The organism is Peribacillus sp. NPDC097895, assembly GCF_050277555.1.
Lineage (GTDB): Bacteria > Bacillota > Bacilli > Bacillales > DSM-1321 > Peribacillus.
Genome location: NZ_JBNNSH010000001.1, coordinates 49,480 through 71,623 on the forward strand (window position 1 = coordinate 49,480; position 22,144 = coordinate 71,623).

The 22,144-nt window shown below is 39.0% G+C and carries 18 protein-coding genes and 2 pseudogenes; all 20 read left to right on the plus strand.

What is annotated here, in order from left to right; all coding sequences use genetic code 11:
• Window positions 1-310: 310 nt before the first annotated feature.
• The 20 genes and pseudogenes from ACQKMH_RS00220 to aldA all read left to right on the plus strand — a co-directional run bounded on the left by ACQKMH_RS00220 (window position 311) and on the right by aldA (window position 21,998).
• Entirely contained in the window at window positions 311-685 is a 375-nt protein-coding gene (locus tag ACQKMH_RS00220; RefSeq protein ID WP_427585543.1) for a DUF2294 domain-containing protein, read from the plus strand.
• A gap of 192 nt (window positions 686-877) precedes the next feature.
• Complete coding sequence (locus ACQKMH_RS00225) at window positions 878-1,915, plus strand: ABC transporter substrate-binding protein (protein WP_427585544.1); 1,038 nt, start codon at window positions 878-880, stop codon at window positions 1,913-1,915.
• Between the two features lie 21 nt (window positions 1,916-1,936).
• Window positions 1,937-2,866, plus strand: a complete 930-nt coding sequence (locus ACQKMH_RS00230; RefSeq protein WP_427585545.1) for a nucleoside hydrolase — start codon at window positions 1,937-1,939, stop codon at window positions 2,864-2,866.
• A gap of 24 nt (window positions 2,867-2,890) precedes the next feature.
• Window positions 2,891-3,712 carry an ABC transporter permease gene (locus ACQKMH_RS00235; protein ID WP_427585546.1) on the plus strand — a complete coding sequence of 274 codons (822 nt, stop codon included), beginning with the start codon at window positions 2,891-2,893 and terminating at the stop codon, window positions 3,710-3,712.
• Between the two features lie 6 nt (window positions 3,713-3,718).
• A complete protein-coding gene (locus ACQKMH_RS00240) occupies window positions 3,719-4,507 on the plus strand; it encodes an ABC transporter permease (RefSeq protein WP_427585547.1) in 789 nt (262 codons plus the stop codon).
• A gap of 15 nt (window positions 4,508-4,522) precedes the next feature.
• A complete protein-coding gene (locus tag ACQKMH_RS00245; RefSeq protein ID WP_427585548.1) occupies window positions 4,523-5,587 on the plus strand; it encodes an ABC transporter ATP-binding protein in 1,065 nt (354 codons plus the stop codon).
• Window positions 5,588-5,607: 20 nt separating this feature from the next.
• Entirely contained in the window at window positions 5,608-7,326 is a 1,719-nt protein-coding gene (locus ACQKMH_RS00250) for an adenine deaminase C-terminal domain-containing protein (RefSeq protein ID WP_427585549.1), read from the plus strand.
• Window positions 7,327-7,673: 347 nt separating this feature from the next.
• Complete coding sequence (locus ACQKMH_RS00255; RefSeq protein ID WP_427585550.1) at window positions 7,674-7,823, plus strand: hypothetical protein; 150 nt, start codon at window positions 7,674-7,676, stop codon at window positions 7,821-7,823.
• A gap of 165 nt (window positions 7,824-7,988) precedes the next feature.
• A complete protein-coding gene (locus ACQKMH_RS00260; RefSeq protein WP_155726505.1) occupies window positions 7,989-8,141 on the plus strand; it encodes a hypothetical protein in 153 nt (50 codons plus the stop codon).
• Between the two features lie 725 nt (window positions 8,142-8,866).
• Window positions 8,867-10,771 carry an endonuclease MutS2 gene (locus tag ACQKMH_RS00265; protein ID WP_427585551.1) on the plus strand — a complete coding sequence of 635 codons (1,905 nt, stop codon included), beginning with the start codon at window positions 8,867-8,869 and terminating at the stop codon, window positions 10,769-10,771.
• A gap of 951 nt (window positions 10,772-11,722) precedes the next feature.
• A pseudogene (locus ACQKMH_RS00270) lies at window positions 11,723-11,938 on the plus strand (hypothetical protein); the annotation flags it as partial.
• A gap of 53 nt (window positions 11,939-11,991) precedes the next feature.
• Complete coding sequence (locus ACQKMH_RS00275) at window positions 11,992-12,420, plus strand: Rrf2 family transcriptional regulator (protein WP_144480763.1); 429 nt, start codon at window positions 11,992-11,994, stop codon at window positions 12,418-12,420.
• A 66-nt stretch (window positions 12,421-12,486) separates the two neighbouring features.
• Window positions 12,487-13,392: an NAD(P)/FAD-dependent oxidoreductase gene (locus tag ACQKMH_RS00280; RefSeq protein ID WP_427585552.1), complete on the plus strand. Its 906-nt coding sequence runs from the start codon at window positions 12,487-12,489 to the stop codon at window positions 13,390-13,392.
• A gap of 61 nt (window positions 13,393-13,453) precedes the next feature.
• A pseudogene (locus ACQKMH_RS00285) lies at window positions 13,454-13,685 on the plus strand (IS1595 family transposase); the annotation flags it as partial.
• Window positions 13,682-14,311, plus strand: coding sequence for a class I SAM-dependent methyltransferase (locus tag ACQKMH_RS00290; RefSeq protein WP_427585553.1), 630 nt, complete (start codon window positions 13,682-13,684; stop codon window positions 14,309-14,311). The pseudogene ACQKMH_RS00285 and the gene ACQKMH_RS00290, both read left to right, overlap by 4 nt.
• A gap of 300 nt (window positions 14,312-14,611) precedes the next feature.
• The gene (locus ACQKMH_RS00295) at window positions 14,612-16,771 is read left to right on the plus strand and encodes a sensor histidine kinase (RefSeq protein ID WP_427585554.1); all 2,160 of its coding nucleotides are present in this window, start codon (window positions 14,612-14,614) and stop codon (window positions 16,769-16,771) included.
• Between the two features lie 27 nt (window positions 16,772-16,798).
• Complete coding sequence (locus ACQKMH_RS00300; protein ID WP_427585555.1) at window positions 16,799-18,157, plus strand: sigma-54-dependent transcriptional regulator; 1,359 nt, start codon at window positions 16,799-16,801, stop codon at window positions 18,155-18,157.
• 25 nt (window positions 18,158-18,182) lie between these two features.
• Entirely contained in the window at window positions 18,183-19,145 is a 963-nt protein-coding gene (locus ACQKMH_RS00305) for a glycine betaine ABC transporter substrate-binding protein (protein WP_427585556.1), read from the plus strand.
• A 221-nt stretch (window positions 19,146-19,366) separates the two neighbouring features.
• Window positions 19,367-20,512 (plus strand): mandelate racemase/muconate lactonizing enzyme family protein, encoded by a 1,146-nt coding sequence (locus tag ACQKMH_RS00310; RefSeq protein ID WP_427585557.1) that lies wholly within the window; start codon window positions 19,367-19,369, stop codon window positions 20,510-20,512.
• Between the two features lie 52 nt (window positions 20,513-20,564).
• Entirely contained in the window at window positions 20,565-21,998 is a 1,434-nt protein-coding gene (aldA, locus tag ACQKMH_RS00315) for an aldehyde dehydrogenase (RefSeq protein ID WP_427585558.1), read from the plus strand.
• Window positions 21,999-22,144: the final 146 nt, after the last annotated feature.

The window sequence follows — 22,144 nt, forward strand, 5'->3', positions numbered from 1 at the left end:
CAGGATTATATCAATTGTTTTCAAACTTGCGATTATTTCTCTGAAAAAGTTTTCAAAACAGGAATTCCCTAAAAATCCTTAAAGCTGATAAGTTATTTATTGATCTCTTCAGTGTGAAATTCCTATTGAATAATAGGGGGGCTGATTTGGATATAATGTTATATAAGTATAATAAAACCCTCATATACTTATCTTTATAATTCGTGTATTGGTGAGTAAATGTACTTTTTAATAAAAAAAAACATTTTTTTTGTGTGAAATCCGAATATTATCTTGTGCAATTAAGAAAAAGTATATATAATTACCTCAAATGATAGTTTGGCAGGTGATAGTCATCTTACCGATAAACTCTAACGAAACGAAGAAATTGCTTTCTCATATGTATAATGAGGTATCGAAGGAATTGTTCGGCTTTGGTACGACGCTGCTGAAGGTTACCGTTGAGCAGAATGTGATTACATTTCAGGCCAAACATCGGCGTGCCCCGCGCTCTGAAGCTTTAGAAGGGGAAGTTCCCAGCCTGAAGCAGGAGGTTGACTTTCATATGTCCCTGCTTTATAAAAAGAAACTGAAACAAAAGCTGGAAACGCAAACGAATTGGGCTATCGAAGCCGTCCTGAGGGATTATGACTCAGCGACGCAGCTGGCATTCACCAATATTGTATTGAAGGAAAAAAATATATAATCATATAAATGGATTTCACTTCGGATTTATCTGGAGGGAACGCCACAAGAGAACCAAATGATAAGTTTTATCTTTGTTTACAAAGAAAAGACAATCTTGGGTAGAATTTCAATTCTATTTAAGATTGTCTTTTTTTACATGTATATCAGTAAAAAGGAAAGTTTAAACAATATAAAATTGGAGGTTTGGAAGATGAAAAAAATATTAATGATGTTATCGCTTTTCACATTAGTTTTAGCTGCATGCTCTTCAAAGGAGGAAGGAAAGGAAAAACCAGCCAAATTGGTCGTTTCCACGTGGGGATTTGCCGATGATTTCTTTCGGCCGGAAGTCTACGAACCTTTTGAAAAGGAGCATAATGTCGAGATTGTCGTTGATTCAGGAAATAATGCAGATCGTTTGAACAAGGTACGCCAAGCGAATAGCGATGTGGATGTTATCTATTTATCCGACTACTATGCACAGCAGGGCATCGATGAAGGGTTATTTGAGAAAGTTGACCATAGTAAAATTCCGAATATTGATAATATATACGACAAAGCAAAAGCACCAAACGGCGCTGACTTTGGACCAGCTTATACCATTGCACAATTTGGCATTGCCTATAATCCCGATGAAGTGAGTAAACCGATTACCTCTTGGAAAGATCTTTGGAGCAAGGATTTGAAGGGTAAAATCACGATCCCATCCATCACTTCAACAACTGGACCGATGTTTTTGGATGCTGCTTCGAAAGTAAGCGGAAGTGAAGAGTTCAATGAAGATAAAGCATTTGCTCAAATGAAAAAGATCATGCCGAATGCGGTAAAAGAATATGGACAAACGTCAGAGTTCGTAAACATGTTCTCACAAGGGGAGATTGCAGCAGGGCCGATCATGGAAATGTATTTTGGCGATTTACAGGAAGCAGTTCCTAATGCTAAGTTCATTTCCCCAAAAGAAGGCGGCTACGCAGTCATGAATACGGTGAATATTGTTAAAGCCAGCGATCAAAAAGAATTGGCTGAGGAGTTCATGAATTACATCTTAAGCAAGGAAGTTCAGGAAAAATCAGCGAAAGCGAAAGTGGATTCTCCTGTCAATACGGAAGTCAAGCTCTCGAAAACGGAAGCGAAAGGCTTAACCTATGGAGATGACGTCATTAACAGCCTGCGTGTATTGGACATGAAGTTTGTAAATGAAGAATCTAAACAATGGATCGATCGTTGGAATCGTGAACTTACGCACTAACAAAGTAAAGAGGTGTGATTGATGAAGAAAAAAATGATTCTTGATGTAGATACTGGAATAGATGATGCGATTGGGATCATTCTTGCTGTTAAAAGCCGTCAATTCGACATATTGGCGATTACAACAGTAAATGGGAATGTATCACTTGATACGGCCACACTGAATACATGCAAAATATTGGATTTGTTGGGTGAACAGGATATCTCCGTCATAAAGGGGGCAGATAGCCCAATTATAAGGAGCCCCTTTTTTGAACACCGGATCCATGGGGAAGACGGGATTGGCGGAGCCTTAAAGGATGTGCCATCCATAAAGCAGCCTGATGATGGTTTTGCTGCTGATTTCATTATCAATTCCATTTTGAATTTTCCTGATGAAGTAACGCTTGTCATGACGGGACCTCTTACGAATCTGGCACTAGCGGTGAAAAAATGTCCGCAAATCACCAAACTTGTAAAAGAAGTCATTTTTATGGGCGGAGTTATACAAGGGGTTGGCAATGTCACGCCAACCTCGGAATATAACACATATGTTGATCCTGAAGCAGCCAAACTCGTATTACAGGCGGGGTTCGAATCGATCACGCAAGTGGGTCTTGATGTCACGAGAAAGGTTCTATTGGGAGAAAAGCATATCGAATCGATTCAGAACGATGCACTTGCTGACTATATAAGGGAAAGTACATCCGATTATCGGAAAAGGTATTTTGAACGTAACGGTATATGGGCTTGTGCCATGCATGATCCATTAGCTGTAGCTATCGCTTTGCAAGAAAATCTTGTCACTAGAGAAGAATATTATGTGGATGTTGAAACAAAAAGTGAGCTTTGTGATGGACAGATGGTTTGTGACTTTCAAAATCGGCTGATGAAGCCAGCAAATGTTCATGTTTGTCTAGACGTCAATGCGGAAGCGTTTTTCGACCTGTTTATTCGCATAATCAATTCATAAATAAAACGAACAGGGGGTTCCGAGGTGAAAAAACGCTATCTTTACCTGTTGCTGTTGCCAGGGTTACTTTTTTTGACGATTTTCATGATCATTCCCATCCTATTAACGATCGGAACGACATTTTTTACTGAAAACGGATTTTCCATACAAGGGTATCTCGATTTTTTCAAGGATCGATACTTTATTGAAATTCTGCTAACGACTCTTAGGGTGAGTCTGTTCACGACAATCATTTGTATTCTATTAGGATTTCCAGCAGCTTATTATATTTCGAAACTGAAGCAAAGAAAAAAAGCCATCATGCTTTTGCTGACGATCTTCCCGCTATTAACAAGCCCTGTGGTTCGTTCATTTAGCTGGATGGTCATTATCGGTAAAAACGGTGTGGTGAATAAATTGCTTATGGGCATGGGCCTTATTGAACAGCCGCTTGATATTCTGTACACGCCAACTGCGATCATCATCGGATTGGTCCATTTATTCTTGCCATTGATCATTGTGACGTTGGTGGGAGTAATGGAAAACATCGAGACCGATTTATTAAAAGCGGCGGAGAGCCTTGGAGCATCAAGATTGGCAGTATTTTCAAAGGTGATCATTCCGCTTTCGGTTCCAGGTTTGGTCATAGGCAGCATTCTTGTTTTTGTAGGGAGCTTCACGGCTTATACAACGCCAGCTTTACTAGGTGGGAAACAGCGGGTCATTTCGACCTTTCTTTATCAAAATGCGATTACATTGAACGAATGGCAAGTGGCATCGATTGTCGCAACCATCATGATTGCAGTGACAGTTCTTATCATATCGATCATGAATGGTTTAGCAAAAAAATTAAATCCAAAGGGGTAGAGGTGTATGCAGGAAAAAAATCGAGGATTGGCCCTGTTTACTCTCCTGGTGTTTCTCTTTTTACTAGGGCCTTTACTTATCATATCCGTTACGTCATTTGAAGGCGGAAATATTTTGAAGTTCCCGCCAGAAGAGTTTTCTTTAAGATGGTACGAAAATATTTTCAATGTGGAAATGTTTTTGGTCGCTTTTAAAACGTCCATCCTTGTTTCATTGGGAGGCAACCTTTTGGCACTGTTACTGGGAGTGCCGGCTGCCTATGCATTAAGCCGATTTGATTTCAAAGGGAAAAGTGTGATTAATGCATTTTTCGTTTCTCCAATATTAATTCCGGGAATCGTACTAGGCTTTGCGTTTTTACGTTATATTGTGGGGACTTACCAGCTTCCGATTTATGCGGCTCTGTTTGTGGGACATACTGTTATCATGCTGCCGTTCATCATCCGTGTGATTTCCTCAAGCTTAACAAACTTTGACTTTTCCATTGAAGAGGCGGCGGAGAGTCTTGGAGCCAGTAAATTGGGCACGTTCTTTACAGTCGTCCTCCCGAATATAAAATCAGGAATTCTAGCGGCAGTCATGATCGCCTTTTTGGAATCCTTCAATAATGTAGACATTTCCGTTTATATGACAGGTCCTGGGGTGAGTACGTTTCCGATACAGATGTTGACGTATGTAGAGAACTACTTCGATCCTACGATCTCGGCCATTTCCGTATTACTCATGTTCATAACGGCATTCTTCATGTTTATAGTCGAACGGCTCATGGGATTGTCTTATTTCACAAAACGATAAAGGAGGTAATGATGGATGGCTTTATTCACTTTACAAGATATCTCTGTAGCATATAACAAACAGAATATATTAAAAGATTTCAATCTTGAGATTGAAAAAGGGAAACTGGTATCCCTTCTTGGCCCGAGCGGCTGTGGGAAAACAACGACCCTGCGTTTAATTGCCGGATTTTTGCAGGCGAACGAAGGGAAGTTTCTATTCAAGGAAAAGGATTATACGAAAGTACCCGTTAACAAGCGGAATTTTGGCTTTGTGTTCCAAAACTATGCATTATTCCCGCATTTGTCGATATTCGATAATATTGCATTCGGTCTTCGTCTTAGAAAGAATTCTAAAAGTGAAATTGAAAAAAAGGTAATGAATGTACTTGAAATCGTTAATTTAAAAGGATTTGAAAAGAGATATCCTCAAGAGCTTTCCGGAGGGCAAAAGCAGCGGGTTGCTATTGCCAGGGCGCTGGTGATTGAACCCGATATCTTATTATTTGACGAGCCTTTGAGTAATCTAGATGCGAATTTAAGAGTGAATATGAGAGTCGAGATTCGCCGTATCCAACAAGAACTGGGGATTACAACGGTATATGTTTCCCATGATCAGGAAGAGTGTTTTTCCATATCAGACCAGGTAGCGATCATGAATAAAGGCATCATCGAGCAGCTTAGTGATCCTGCCACCATTTACAAGTATCCTCAAACCAAATTTGTCGCAGACTTCATCGGTTTTAAGAACTTCATTGAATTTGATAAACGGACGGATCATGAAGACAAAATTGAACTGAATAAATCAGGATATTCATTTGTGCTGCACAAGGATGCACAGATGACCAATGCGAGTGGAAAAATAGGTGCTATCAGACCGGACGATCTGTTAATCAGGGAAAAAGATGACATGGGGGCGGTCCTGGAAAATAGTTTATCTGGCAGGGTTAAGGTAAGTACGTATCTTGGTAGAAGCTATCAATATGTCGTTGAAACCCCAATAGGTGATTTCACTGTGAACAAGGAAATGACGGAATCTTATCGGACGGGTCAGGAAATTATCCTTGAAATTCCGAGAAATCAGATGGTGCTTGTTGACTAGCTTAGGAGGGTAAGTAAGTTATGCGAATGGATATGATAGTAAGAGATATCAATGTTTTTAACAGCTATTTTAAAAGATTTATTAAAGGCAATGCAGCCATCAAGGATGGAAAGTTCTATTATATTGGAGAACGGGAATTGGATGCCTTTCAGTCGGATACAATCGTCGATGGGCAGGGGAAGTATATGGTTCCAGGTTTGATCGATATCCATCTCCACATTGAAAGTACGATGGTGACGCCTGCGACGTTTTCCTACGGGTTAATCAAGAATGGCGTGACGACGATCGTGCCGGAACCGCATGAAATGGCCAATGTTTTCGGGATTTCGGGTGTGAAGGAAATGATCAAAGCGAGTAAAGATTGCGTAGCGGATATGTTTTATGCCATCCCGAGTTCCGTTCCTGCGACATCGATGGAAACAACAGGCGGTGCTATAGAAATAGCCGACATCGATGAATTGATGCAAACGGAGGACATTAAATGTCTCGGCGAGATCATGAATTACTATGAGGTCATAACCGACCCCGCTTGCAAAACGAATAAAATCTTGTCCCATATCCGTTCCCGTTATCCAGATCTGATCATAGAGGGGCACGTTCCAAAGCTGCTCGACTTGGACTTGCAGAAGATTGTTTATGCCGGAGTGAATTCAGATCATACACACCAGACTGTGGAAGGGATGGACGCGAGGATCGCTGCCGGAATGTTCATTGAGATTCAAGAAAAATCAATGACTGAAGAAGTGATGAATTACTTGAAGGAAAATCAGGTGGATGAGCATTTCTGCTTTGTAACCGATGATGTCATGACCGACTCTTTCCAAAGCAGGGGACATCTGAATGTCCTTTTAAAGAAGGCGATTCAAATGGGCATGACTCCGGAAAAAGCCATTTATGCATGTACCTATACACCTGCGCAGCGGATGAGGATGTATGACCGCGGCGCCATTGCACCTGGAAAAGCAGCAGATTTCCTGCTTGTATCCAACTTGGAAACATTTGATATTGAACAAGTATACAAAAAAGGTGAGCTCGTTTATGAATCTTCACGTCCATATGTGCAAGAAGTGAAGGAAAGACAATTTCCTGAGCATTTCTATCAAAGTGTGAAGCTTTCGGAACTTACTGAAAACGATTTTAACATCCCAATCTCAGATAATCATGAACACATCAAATGCCGGATCATCAACGTGCAGAATGGTTCCACTTTCACGACTGAAACCCATGATAGCTTAAATGGGAAGAATGGTGAATTATCCTGGGAAGAAAGCCCATACGGTTTAATCGCAACATTCGAACGGTACGGGAAAAACGGTAATAGGGCGCATGGGTTGATCGCCGGGGATGTTTTGAAGCGGGGAGCTGTCGCCACCACCTATTCGCATGATAACCATAATCTTTTGGTAATCGGCCATAATAAGCAGGATATGCTGATCGCCGCTAATGAAGTAATAAGGAAGCAAGGCGGAGTCTGTTGCGTTGAAGATGGCAATGTCCTATCCATGATTCCACTTCCTGTTGGGGGCATTCTTTCCGAAGAGCCGATGGACATCGTTTCGGAACAGGTTCAGCACCTGACAGATGCACTTAAATCGCTAGGCTACGAACATTATAATGTCATTATGTCATTAAGCACCTTATCGCTTCCTGTCAGTCCGGCCCTGAAAATAACGGACCATGGATTGATCAACGTGAATGAAGGGAAAAGAGTCTCTCTCATAATGAGTGATGAAGCTTAAACCGCAAAAGGGGATTATCCACTGGATAATCCCCTTTTCCAATGCTATAAAAAATGATAACAGGATGAAAAATTATGACTTAACAGAATCAATAGTTCAATTAGAGGGGTTTTTTCATTGTATATGTGCAATGTCTAGTTAAATTAAGAGGTCCTGACTATGTATATTGGCTTTTTTTGGGATAAAGTCTATTGCAGGAGGTTAAACACCCTACAAAAGCCTTTCTATTACTTTTTTTGTTTATTTACTATTATGGTGAAATTTATAATGTGAGTGCATAGAGAAATTGAATGATAAATGAATAAAACCATGATTCCCAAATCGAAATAATAAGGAGTAGATGCTTTGTGAAAATTGATCCAGAAAAACAGGAATTGATTAGAACATACTCTTTAGCTGTTATTGCAGCAAGCCTTTTCGTCATTGCTTATCAAATGGTTACCTACTTTGGTGATGTTGTTCAGATGTTAGCTGCACTTGTAAACAAAGGGAATTAATTTACTCAGAGTAGAAGGTGAAGAATATTCTTTTTTTATCAGTATTTTTTTCATAAAATTACCATTAAGTGAAAGATATGATAAAATAGAGGGACAACTGAGGATAGAGTGGTGGTCACAGTTTTGCTTTTCCATCTAATTATAGATGGGGAAGGAGGTGACCGCATGATTCATTTCTTATTGAACTTAATTACAGATATGGGGAAAGAGATATTTGTTGCTGTAGCAACCAGTCTTATCCTGTCTGTGTTCGCCAAGAAACGGAAAAAGAACCACTCATCCTCCCAAGATGGCAATGGTTCTTCTTCTGACGATTAATTAAGTTAGTTGTGACCAACCACTCTTGCTAGTTGTCAGCCTCATGTTAGCGCATGGGGCTGTTTTCAGTTTATGTTAATATAAGGATAACATACCCCAATTTTAAAGTAAATATTCAGACACTGAAAAGGGGTGTTACTGAAGCATTATTGCAATAACGTTTAGTTAGCTCTGGAAATGCTGCGTGGCGGTTTTTGTTTTCTTGGGAAGTATCCGTTGCATCACCTCTTTTAAATTCTAAATAAAACATATGATTTACATGCCATTATAAAATATGAAAAAACATTGACTATTTATTACTTATATGGTATGTTAATTCCAATCTAAGAAAAGGTGTGGTGTTTTATGTCGGGAGTAGGTATCAACTAATTTAGTTGAATAAGGTATTTAATCACTGATTGGTCAGTGCATTAAGTATGCCTTTTTTTACAGTGCAATTCTGCATTGTAAATACCTACCTTAAGACTGCTTCCTTTTCCATAAATCGTGTAACATGTAGGTGTTACGACGAAAAGCATGGTGGGATTTGTCCTACCATGCTTTTTTTGTTGTAAGCAGGTCTATTTAGATCTGCCGAATTTGTTATCGATTTTAGGTCTTTATAAGGCCGTGCCCGCAGGAGCTTTCTACTCAAATGGCTTGTTCATTTGTAAAGGTAGGGGGACTTTTGCGGGCATTTTTTGGATTTAAGGAAAATCGCACACTCATTCAAGGAGGATCATGATATGAATTTGATGACATATGAAAAACTACAATATATACAACTGAAAGAAATGGTGAAAAACCATTGTGTAAGTGGTTTAGGAAAAGCATTATTGGATCAGTTAAAGCCAAGCAGCATTTTGAACGTTGTTAAAAATCGGTTAAGCGAGACGACGGAGGCAAGGAATTTGCTGAATGCAGAAAGCCATATTCCCTTAAAGGGCATTTCCCATGTGGGCTACCATATCGACAAACTGGAAAAGGGAATGATTTTGGAGCCCACTGAGTTGGTGGCGATAGCAGACTTCTTAAGAGGCTGCAGGAATATCAAGAAATTCATGAGCGATAAAGAGTTTTTTGCTCCTACCCTGCATTCCTACGCCCGCTCAATGACAGAATTCAGGAGCATCGAGGAAGAGATCCAATTTACCATAAAGGGAAATATCGTCGTTTCCGAAGCCAGCAAGGATCTGAAACGGATTCGGAACCAAATCATCAAGACGGAAAGTAAAATAGAGGAACGGTTGAATAAGTTCTTGAAGAGCGGGGCCAATAAAGAGTTCATTCAGGAGTTTTTCATCAGTAAAAAAGATGATCGCTATACAATCCCGATCAAAGCCTCTTATAAAAATCAGGTGGCCGGAACGATCGTGGAAGTTTCTGCAAAAGGGGCTACCGTGTTCATGGAACCGGCCACGGTGACGAAGTTGAATGTAGAATTGGCTAGTTTAAAAGCGGAAGAATCGATGGAAGAGTATCAACTTTTGGCCACATTATCTGGCACGGTTTTCGAACAGCTGAAGCCGATCAAGATCAATATCGAGCTAATCAGTCAATATGACATGATCTTCGCAAAAGCCAAGTTCAGTAAAAGCGTGGATGCCATCGAACCGAAAATCAATGATCATGGTTATATTCAGTTAAAAGGCTGTAAACATCCTCTTTTGCCACAAGACAGTGTACCTTTGGATTTTGAGATCGGTAAGGATTATCGCAGCTTGATCATTACTGGTCCAAATGCCGGGGGTAAAACAGTCGTCCTGAAAACGATCGGCATCCTTACGTTGGCCGTCATGTCAGGGCTTCATGTTGCCGGAAAAGAGGGGACGGAGCTTGCCGTCTTCGATCAGGTATTCGTCGACATCGGTGACAATCAAAGTATTGAAAATGCGCTGAGCACGTTTTCATCGCATATGAAAAACATCTCGGAAATCATGGGGGCAATAACCAATAACTCCTTGCTGCTGTTCGATGAAATCGGGAGCGGAACGGAACCGAATGAAGGTGCTGCTTTAGCGATTGCCATCCTTGAGGAATTTTATCAGAGGGGCTGCATAACCGTTGCGACGACCCATTATGGTGAAATCAAGCGCTATTCGGAAATACACAGTGATTTCATGAATGCGGCCATGCAGTTCAATAGTGAAACACTTGAGCCAAAGTATAAGCTGTTGATCGGGCAATCCGGGGAAAGCAATGCCCTGTGGATCGCGAAAAAGATGAATGTTCGTGAAAAGGTTTTGCAAAAGGCAAAGCTCTATATCGATAATAAAGACTATGACTTGGGTCGCGTTCAGGAAGGTAAAATCAAAAAAGCGAAAGCGGCAGCCGTTTCAAAAAAAGCTTTGTATGAATTTGAAGTAGGTGACAAGGTAAAGGTAAGCGAACTTGATGGATATGCGATCGTTTATAAGAAGAAGGATTCGTTCAATAATGTCGTTGTGCTTTTTGAAGATACTTTCAAGGAGGTTCATGCCAATAGGCTGGAGCTTGAAATAAAAGCCGTCGACTTATATCCGGAAGGCTATGATCTGAATACCTTATTTGTCGGTTATAAAGAAAGGAAATTGGACCGGGACTTAGAGCGGGGATCGAAAAAGGCGTTAAAGAATGTAGCGGCGGATATACGGAAAAAGCTTAGAGAATAATACAATAATGAACATGAAGGGGAGAAACTTGTTCAACCCAAAAAGGTAGACATCATTAGGGTATGGGTTCTAGCCCATACCCTTTAATTTTTCCTTGATTTCTCTTGTGACTCGTTACCAGTCACGCTTGTAGCGCAGAGAGCTCTTCCGAAAAATTGAAAACATCAAAAGATTGTTAAGGAAAATCAATTAAAAGGTAGATTCAATCCTAAGAAAGAGGATAAGACAAACAATGTATAGAGTGAGTTTTAATAGAGTTGAACGATAAAATAAGAAAGGGATACAAACAATCGAAATAAGGTTGTTAGTATCACCTGAATATTTAGCTTCTTACATTTTTGGAATGATCAAACATCTTTAAAATAAAAATTGCACTTAGAACAAGTACTGGAATTCCTACAACAAAGTAATAAATACCTTTAGGCATATACATATCAAAGAAATATAAAAATAATACTACCCAGATAAATAGGACAATAAATTTTTTTGATTTTTTCATTATTAATCAACCATCCTTTGAATTTAATGAAAATCTATCCAACCATTATTAGGTCTTTTATCTCATTTATCAAGTTGTTTTGCAATTTGAGTTCCTACATCTAAATAATTCAGTGCAATAGTTACACAAGCACCTGTTTCTAAAGCTAATTTTGCCAAAACTACTTATAGATGTTAGTGAACTACACAATAATATTAAAACTGTTAGTATTGAAACCTTCTTAAATAATGACATTTTACTCCCCCTTTAATAAATTATTTAACCCAAAAAAATCTAAGAAATATATTTTGACGGAGCTTTCAGGGGTAAACAGTTAACACAAATGCCTAGAATGATAATCACATGTTTACTTATCCTTGTTTCCACAATAAACTATTTTTTTTAGTTGGTAAGTTTCAAAAATGACCAGTGAAATTTCAGAAATGATACGGCCCTCCATGTTTAGTGGGAGCGATGTCGTCGTGCTTTTTGAAGATACTTTCAAGGAGGTTCATGCCAATAGGCTGGAGCTTGAAATAAAAGCCGTCGATTTATATCCGGAAGGCTATGACCTGAATACCTTATTTGTCAGTTATAAAGAAAGGAAATTGGGCCGTGACCTTGAAAGGGGATCAAAAAAGGCGTTAGGTGAGGAAAAAGAGTTTGCGGTTTTTTTCAGCTTGAGTTAAAATCAATTACAGATATTAAAAGTCTGTAATAGTTTTAATTATGAGGTGCATCAATGAAGTATTCAAAGGCAACCAATTATGCACTCCATACAATGGTGCATTTAACGATGGAACCAAAAGGTCAGACGGTAAGCGTGGATCAGCTGGCGTACATGCAGGATTTGTCTCCGACCTACTTGTCGAAGATTTTGACGAAGCTTGTGAAGGCAGGATTAATTGAATCAGTGCCAGGTGCAAAAGGCGGCTACAGTATTTCACGACGCGCGCAGGACATTTCGTTTCTGGATGTTATAGAAGCGGTGGAGGGTCAGTCGGTGCTGTTCAACTGTGGGTTTGACCATGACGAAAGCGAATGTTTAATTGAGCGCGTGATGATCGAGGCGGAAGGCAACATGAAGAAAGAACTGGCTGAACGAACGATTCAAAGCATTGCGGAGCAGATAGAAAAAAGACATTGTCATGAGAAAAAAAAAGAAAAATAAATTTTTTTACACAAATTAAAGATATTAAGGGTCTTTAATAGATTTTATAAAGAAGGAGTGTTTCATGTGTTGGATTGTGTAATTATTGGTGGAGGACCTGCTGGACTGAATGCCGCGTTGGTCATGGGGCGTGCTGGACGGAAAACAATTTTGTTTGATGAGGATAAACCCCGAAACCGGGTGACGCAGGAGTCGCACGGATTTATCACACAGGATGGGGTAAAGCCTTCAGAGTTCAAGAAGCGGGCAAGAACGGATGTCCAGAAATATCCGTCTGTCTCCATTAAGGAGGAGAGGGTGGAGATTATTGAAAAAGCCAGTGGTGTGTTCCAGATTCAAACGAAAGGCGGAACGGATTACACGGCGAAAAAAGTGCTTCTTGCAACAGGTCTTCGGGATGTTTTGCCGGAGATTCCAGGCATTCAGAGTGTATACGGAACGAGTGTTTTTGGCTGTCCGTTTTGTGACGGCTGGGAAATGCGGGGCCAAGCATTGGCGGTGCTTGCGGAAAATGAACGGGCAATTCATATGGGAAAATTGCTGTCAAACTGGAGCCGAGATGTAATTGTGTTTACAAATGGCTATCAGGTGCTTGATGAGGAGAAGGATATCTTGGCTCGGCAGCACGTGAAAGTCGTGGAAGAAAAGATTGAAGGTCTTAAATCGAATGGAGGGCAGCTGACATCGATCCGGCTGCAAAACGGACAGGAAATCCAAAGGGAGGCAGGAATCGTGGTGACAGACTTGGTGCAGTCTGCTCCTTTTGCGGAACAGCTCGGCTGCGAAATCACTCCAAACGGCGGGATTAAAGTGGATTCATTTGGACGAACAACGGTTGAAGGAGTATATGCATGCGGAGATACATCACTCAGCACGCCATCTCAGCTGGTGATTGCGGCGGCGGAGGGCAATAAAACGGCGGCAGGAGTCATCATGGATTTTGTTGAAGCTGCATTTCTTTTGGAGGCATAAAATCCTGGATAAGAGTATTTTTTGCTGCAAGTTTTAAAGGTACAAAACCTTTTAAAATTCCATAAATGCTGTTCACAGCAAATTAAAGAAGTGGATGAATAGGTTTGTTTAATGGTATTGAATAGATCAGAAACTATATGTACTGGTTCAAATGGCTGGCCCTATTAGGAAATGATAAAGAAGCAATGAAGGTAAAGAATTTTATGGTTCCATGTAACGTAGTCCATGCTTATACAAAAACAGCAGATTTTAAAGAAAGAGGGCTAATATTTGTAAAGGAGATTGAGGTATGACAGAATTCTGGGAATCAAGTTTTATAGAAAATCGAATGATGTGGGGATTTGAACCTTCAGACTCCGCAATCTTGACAAAGGACTTTTTCCTTGAGAATAAAGTTAAGGATATTTTGATTCCTGGTATTGGATATGGAAGAAACGCAAAGGTTTTTATTGATAATGGAATAAATATAACAGGTATTGAGATTTCAAAAACAGCGATTGATTTGGCAAGGGAAAATGGGATTAATTTTAGTGTTTTTCATGGTTCAGTAACCGATATGCCTTTTGATAACAAACTTTATGATGGTATATTTTGTTATGCGCTTATTCACTTATTGAATAATCGTGAGAGAGAGAAGTTTATTAAAGATTGCTATAATCAGTTAAAGCCAAACGGCTATATGATTTTTACTACTATTTCAAAAGAAGCCCCAATGTTTGGAAAGGGTAAACAACTGGATAAAGACTATTTCGAGATAATGGAAGGGGTAAAAATGTTTTTTTATGATTCCGATTCGATAAAACAAGAATTTGGAAAATGTGGATTGATAGAATCTTCGGAAATTTTCGAGCCACATAAGAATATGGAAAATAAACCTCCATTTAAATTTATAATGGTAAAATGTCAAAAAGAATTATAGTTAGACATCGGCAGGGTATGAGTTCTGTATTAACAGAGCTTATACCCTTTAATTTTGCTTTAATCCTTATGGTAGTTTTACTTTCGATGACCGTACTACATACTTTTGCTTTACATTAGCCAGATCTGACTCAATGGTGACTTTTTTCTCCTGTATAACCATCACCCTAATCTATCGATCATCAGGCAATGGACGGCCTAAATCCGGCAAAAAACTGAAAAGAATGGAAATTCTAATTATTTGTTTTTTATCTGCTATAATTCTATTATCTATCAAATTGCACTTTATAGGGTGTCTACAATGAAAATCATAAAGAATTTGTTTCAATTTATTAACCAAAGCATTACGAGAAAATACTTATATATCTTTACATTGGTTTTAATTATTCCAATTATTTTGATCTACAATCTTATAATCGGATATGCGGAGCAAACAATAAAGAATGATATCGTTGCACAAAACCGTTCAAGTACGGATATGATTGTAAAGAGACTAAATACCGAAATGACGGATGTTGTATTACAGCTCCAGTTGATAGCTGGAAAAGATACGGATACACAACTTGATTTGGATCGAATGTATACTCAATCAAAGCAAGCGATAACACAAAGTTCTATTATCCATTCTATCTACTTTTTAGACCAAAGCAGAAAGTTAAGGTTTGAAGCTCCCTTTGATCAAAAGCCGTCTCTTCTATACTATGATTATCCGAATTTTGAGCAAGTGCGCTGGAGCCATAATTATGCTGTTTCAGATAATATTCAAAACTATTGGGGAGTTAATGTGGTAACAATTTCAGTTCCAGTTTTTTCGGAAAATAAAGAATTTCAGGGAGTGCTGATAGCAGAAGTCAGTAAAGATTACTTGTCAGAAGTATTGAAAAGTGTAAGTTTGAGCAAGGGACATTTTAGCTATATTGCCGACAGCTCAGGAAATGTCATTGCTTCGACGACAGAGAATCAAATTGGTCAAAATTTTTCTTTACAAGTGTTAAGCGGCTTTTCAGAGTCGATGGAGATCGATTGGCAAAAAGAACGAAGTGTTGCCGCGTATCAAGCAATGCAAGATGGATGGGACCTCGTCTATGGGGTGCCGGAACAAATAGCCTTTGAACCCATCCAGAAGCTTTCATTTGCATTAAGGATTAGCTTTATTACCATTTTGGTTTTATGTTTATTTTTTACTTGGCTCGGGATGAAAAGTATTTTGTATCCAATCATTCGTTTGACTGATTATGCTCGAACATATCATCCACTTCGTACGTATATCCCTTTAAACGAGAATAAAAAGGAACGGCCAGACGAACTTGGACTGTTGACTAATACGATTATAAATATGGGGAATAGCAATTACGAAAAGCAAAAGATGCTGGAGGAGAAAGAGCGTTATCTTTACGACGTCCTTGAGGGAATTCCTTATGGTATCATCACCATTAATCAAGAGAGTGTCATCACATATGTAAATGTGCAATTTGAAAAAATGGTCCACCATAAACGAAATGACATGATTGGAATTCATCTTAGTGACTTGCCTATCAAATCTGAAACTGGGGACTTTGTCTTATTGCAGACAGTAAACTCTGGAAAACAGGGTGAAGAAATGGAAAGCAATATTGTTGATTCACAAGGCAACAAGAGAATTATTAAAATTACGACCTCTAGGTTTTACAATGAAGACTTGCAAACGATTGGTATTATTGCTGTCATGCAGGATATTTCACAAATGAAACTACTGGAGGCCAGATTAAAACAAAGTGACAAACTGGCATTGATCGGTCAAATTACAGCAGGACTTGCCCATGAAATAAAAAATCCACTTGCTATTTTATACGGATCGGCCGAGATGTTATTGGAAGAAGCAGAGGAAAGCGAATGCTCAGAAGAAATCAAGGAATTATCGGCTGATATTTATGTTGTTATAAATAGAATGAAAGACATTGTAGAGAATTTTCTTAACTTTGCCAAAGTTAATAAGAAACAAAGAGAAAATATATCTCTGCAAAGTATTCTGGAAGAAATTATCCATCTACTGAGAGTAAAGCTAAATGAAACGAAGATCCAAATCATCAAAAATTATGAGGAAGATTCTTATATAAAAGGAGCTTATGATCAATTAATACAAGTATTCTTGAATTTAATTTTAAATGCAATCGAAGCAATGCCTGATGGTGGATCGATTATCATTACGATAAGGGAAGAAAATATAAACGGCCATGGTAATGTATGTGTCATCATTGAGGATACTGGCATTGGAATTAATGAACAAGATTTAGAATGGTTATTCAATCCTTTCTTTTCCACAAAGGAAAGCGGATCAGGTCTTGGACTTACGATTGCCCGAGACATTTTGGCCGAGCATGACGGCGAACTTGGAATGGTAAGTTCCATAGGAAAAGGAACCATCACGACTTGCCGATTTATAAAAGAAGAAATAACGCAAACCACAAATGGAAACATATAAATCTTTGCACAAGCGAGGAGGAGCACAATGACAGTTACTTGGAATGTATTAATCGTGGATGATGAAGGGCAATTATGTAAGTTGATCGCCCGTAAATTACAAAAGGCTCATCTGCGTACTTTTGTTGCACAAAATGGACAAGAAGCTTTAAATATCATAAGTAAAACAAACATCGATGCCGTTATTTTAGATTATATGCTGCCAGATATGACAGGGATAGATGTCTTAAAAGTCATTAAAAAGGAAAAAGATATACCAGTTATCATGTTGACTTCTTATGGAAATGTTGAAAGCGCTGTCTTGGCGATGAAGCTTGGAGCAACTGATTATTTAAATAAGCCGATTGAACTTGAGGAACTAAAAAATATTGTCGTTAAGGTATGTCAGCAACCTCGGGGGGATGACGGTGTTAGGGTGAGTACTCAAAGGTTTGTTTCCCAAAGTGAGAAGATGAATAAAGTGATGGAGCTGGTACAACGTGTAAAGGATACAGAGGCAAGCATTCTTATTCTTGGAGAGAGCGGTGTTGGAAAAACGGCCTTAGCAAAATGGATTCACGAAAACAGTGTTCGTAAGGACAAGCCATTTGTAGCGATTAACTGTGCAGCAATTCCAGAAACGTTACTGGAAAGCGAGTTGTTCGGTTTCCGAAAAGGATCCTTTACTGGAGCGACATCCTCACAAAAAGGTAAGTTTTTGGCAGCAGATGGGGGAACGATTTTCTTGGATGAAATCGGGGAAATATCATTAAGTATGCAAGTTAAACTCCTCCATGTTATTGAAGAAAAGAAAATAATGCAACTTGGGAGCAATGAGTACCATTCATTGGATGTAAGAATTATTGCCGCTACAAATAAAAGCTTGAAAAAATTAGTCCAAGAACAGAAGTTCAGGGAAGATTTATATTACCGTCTTAATTTGATGGAAGTTGAAATTCCTCCATTAAGAGAACGCAAAGAGGATATCATCCCGCTTGTATATCACCAAATTGAAAAACTAAATAAAAAATATAAAAAACAACTTGCGATTCATCCAAAGGTGGTGCAACAATTGTCATCACACCTTTGGCCGGGGAACATTCGGGAGCTTTTAAATACCATAGAGCGGATGCACATCCTAAAGCGTATAGGAACGATCGATTTAGCCGATTTAGAGGACAGCTATACTAACAAGCAATTAATCCATGTTGATCACACACCAACCATCCACAATGAGCAAAAGGCGATAAGCAATAATCTTTCACAAGTATTGGAAGAGGTAGAGGAACAAATGATTAAAAAAGCACTTAATGAAACGAATGATAATCAAACAAAGGCGGCAGAAAAGCTGGGAATTGCACGTCATACTCTTATTTATAAAATGAAAAAAATGGGGATTAAACCATGACTCTTATATCGAGGAAGAGGATATCTTGAGCAGTTTTTTTAAAGTGTGCAGAGTTTTCGTGATGTTTATATGCTGCCTATTTTTATTGTCCTGTAACGACTCCCATTCAATAGATTCAACGAAAAAAGAAAACCAGCTAAAACCAGAAGAAGCATCCGAAAAGCCAGTTATACAGATCGGGTCCAAATCCTTAACAGAACAATATTTGCTAATGAAAATGACTGCATTGCTATTAAAATATGAAGGTTTTAGGGTAAAAGAAATTCGCTTTCTAGACAGTCCTTCCATTAGACAAGCGCTTGAACAAGGATATATTGATATGTACTGGGAATACACAAATACAGCTAGAATGTACTATCATAAAAAGTCTCCTGTTTATAATGGGGATCAATTATATAATCTCGTAAAAGAAGAAGATGCGATGAGCGGGATCACCTGGTTAAATCGCAGTGACTTTAATAGTAGCTGGAGACTTATCGTTACCCGTAGCTTCGTGGAAAAACATCATATTCATACCATTAGCGATCTGATGAAATATATACAAAGAGAAGAAAAGAAAATAAAGATTGCAACAAACGAAGAGTTTTTGATTAGAGAAGACGGTTTTAAGCGTTTAAACGAAGCTTATCATATAGACATGGGGAAAGAGAATGTGATTGCCCTTGATTCGAAAATTCTTCCATTGGCAGTAAAAGAGGGAAGAGTGGATGTGGCTGTAGGGATGGGATCAGACAGCCATATTGAGGAATATGGTTTAGTTGTATTAAAGGAGGATAAAGTGGTGTTTCCACCTTATCATGCTGCGCCGGTCATGTTAACGAAAACAATGAAAGAATATCCTATCGTTAGTGAAAAATTAAACGGCCTTTCAGCAGAATTAACAAATGAAAAGATACATCAATTAGTCTATAAAGTAGATATTCTTCATCAAGATGTATCTAAGGTAGCCTATGATTTCTTAGTTGCAAATGAATTGATTCAAAAATGAGCCTGCAAATGCGAGGCTTATTTTTTTTGAGTACGGATTTGCAGAAATCAATTTTTTGTAGAGAACATATACACTGTAGGAATTTTCTACAGTCATTGTGTAGAAAATTTATACAATTCGAAGTATTTGTACTAATCAAGGCTGATATGGCGCCACACAAAAAGTTGGCATGGTACTTGCAATATTAATTTGGCAAAAAGACGTTCATAGGAGGCGTAAACATGAAAATTACAGGTATTGAGATCAAGCATTATTTATTGCCACTAGATCCACCATTTAAGGCAGCGTGGGATCCGGAACCGAGAAAAAAGTTTGCATCAACTGTGGTGTATGTTCATACGGATGAAGGCATTACCGGTGTTGGATCTGGAGATCTAATGATGGGGTTTGAGGGTCATGAGCATTTATTTATCGGTCAAGATCCATTTGCAATAGAACGCCATTCACAAGTCATTCAAAATATAGACTTTCATTATGGACGTTGTTGGCCTCTGGATTTAGCACTTTGGGACTTAATTGGAAAAGCGACAGGACAACCAGTTTATAAATTACTTGGTGGTCGTTCAAATAAATTGCTCGCTTATGCTTCGACAGGTGAAATAGTCACCCCGGAAGAGCGTGCAGAACGTGCCGTTTCTTTTGTGGAACAAGGTTTCAAAGCAATGAAAATTCGCTTTCACCATAAAGACGTAAAAGATGATATTAAAGTGGTGGAAGCTGTACGAAAAGCAATTGGGAATAAATTGGAAATTATGGTTGATGCGAATCAAGGTTGGAAAATGCCATGGGATGTTGAACGCACCTGGGATTTGAAAATGGCCTATCAAGTCGCAAAAGAGCTTGAACAGTTAAATGTTTTTTGGTTAGAGGAACCACTTCCATCACATCATTTTGAATTAATGGCAAAATTGCGTGACATGGTCGGAATTCGTATCGCAGGCGGAGAAATGAATCGAAATTGGCATGATTTTAGAGAAATGAATAAGAGTCATTCACTTGATGTATATCAACCGGATGTTGCTTTATCAGGAGGAATTACACAAACGAAAAAAATTGCGGAGCTTGTACAAGGAAGTGGTGCGTGGTTCAGTCCCCATACGTGGACTAATGGCGTTGGTCTTCTAGCCAACTTACATCTAGCTGCAGCAATTAGTCATTGTCCATATTTGGAATTTCCTTATGATCCGCCAGCATGGTCGAATGACCGCCGCGATTATATTCAAAAGGACCGCTTAATGATTGACGCCGAAGGCTATCTAGTCGCTCCTGAAAAACCAGGCTTAGGGATTGTGTTAGACGAAGAAGCATTAAGCAAGTATGAAGTGAATCATTTTTATGTAGGAGAAAGTCATAAAGTCTCTATTTAATATGGTATTCGCTTTCTAAATATGAAACTACGAAAGAAGGGTGAACAGAAACGTGAAACAATACCAAGCATATATTCAAGGACAATTTATCCATAGTGAAGACTATATGGATGTCACATACCCGGCAACTGGTCAAGTAGTTGCTCAAGTTTCATCTTGTACAAAGGAAGAAGCCGAACAAGCCATTCATGGTACAAAACAAGCGTTTCCTTCATGGAAAGGGTTACCTTCATACAGAAGAGCAGAGTTCGTCATGAATCTTTTAAACGAAATGCGAAAAGAAGGACCATTGACTGAAATTGCCACAGCTATTACTCAGGAGATGGGAAAACCACTGTCTGCTGCAAAGTCGGAAGTCTACTATGCAGCGGATTTAGGTGAATACCAAGCGCAGTGGGCACGACGCATTGAAGGGGACGTAGTTGATAGTGATAATACAAATGAAAAAATCATTTCCTATAAGGAACCGCTTGGTGTTGTTTTAGTCATAGTTCCATGGAATTTTCCCATTTACGTATTAATGAGAAAGATCATTCCAGCACTTATTTGCGGTAATACGGTTGTCATCAAACCGAGCGTGAAATCACCCTTATCCGCCTTAGAACTTGCACAATGCATTCATCAAGCAGGCTTCCCGGAAGGGGTTATTAATATCGTGACAGGGACTGACGATGTTGTAGGTGAAACATTAAGTTCTTCGGATCAAATCAATATGGTGACTTTTACCGGAAGTACGAGAGTAGGAAAAAGCATCATGGAAAAAGCATCTCGTCAAATGGTCCGTACCTCGCTCGAACTTGGCGGTAAAGCACCTGCCATTGTGATGGAAGATGCGGATATAGACTTGGCTGTACAGGCCATAAAGGGCGGCCGGCTTGCAAACTCTGGTCAAGTCTGTAATAACACCGAGCGTGTATATGTCCATCGGGACATTAAAGAAACATTCACAAAAAAACTAGTCGAAGCTTTTCAATCCGTTCGAATGGGTGATGGGCTTATCGATCCTGATGTTGAAATGAGTTGTTTAATAAGCGCTCATGACGTTTTGCGTGTTCACAATATGGTACTAAGGGCCGTTGATGAAGGAGCCGCAATTTTATGCGGTGGCAGCTTAGTAGAAGGAATGACTGATAGTTTTTATCCTCCAACCCTTTTAGATCACTGTACTCAGCAAATGAATATCGTTCATGATGAAATTTTCGGCCCTGTGCTGCCGATTATTACTTTTGATACGTTAGAAGAAGTCATAGAATTGGCTAACGACTCACAATATGGCTTAACGGCAAACGTGTACTCAAACAATTATCAATATGTGATGGAACTAACAACGAAGTTAGAATGTGGCGAAGTATATGTAAACCGTCAACAAGGCGAAGCATATCAAGGGTATCATGCAGGTTGGAAGCAATCAGGTATTGGCGGCGACGATGGAAAACATGGGTTTGAAGAATTTTTACAAATCAAAACGGTTTATCTTAAGTTTTAATTGATGAAGCTTTAATAAATGGACAAGGTGTGCATTTTGTAAGTAAAAGGATCGAACCTGTAAGATGCACAGTTCCTTTTTTTTGAAAGTGAAGTGCAAGGCTTTATCGTCGTAAAAAATAGTAGGAATCATAACCAAACCATTCG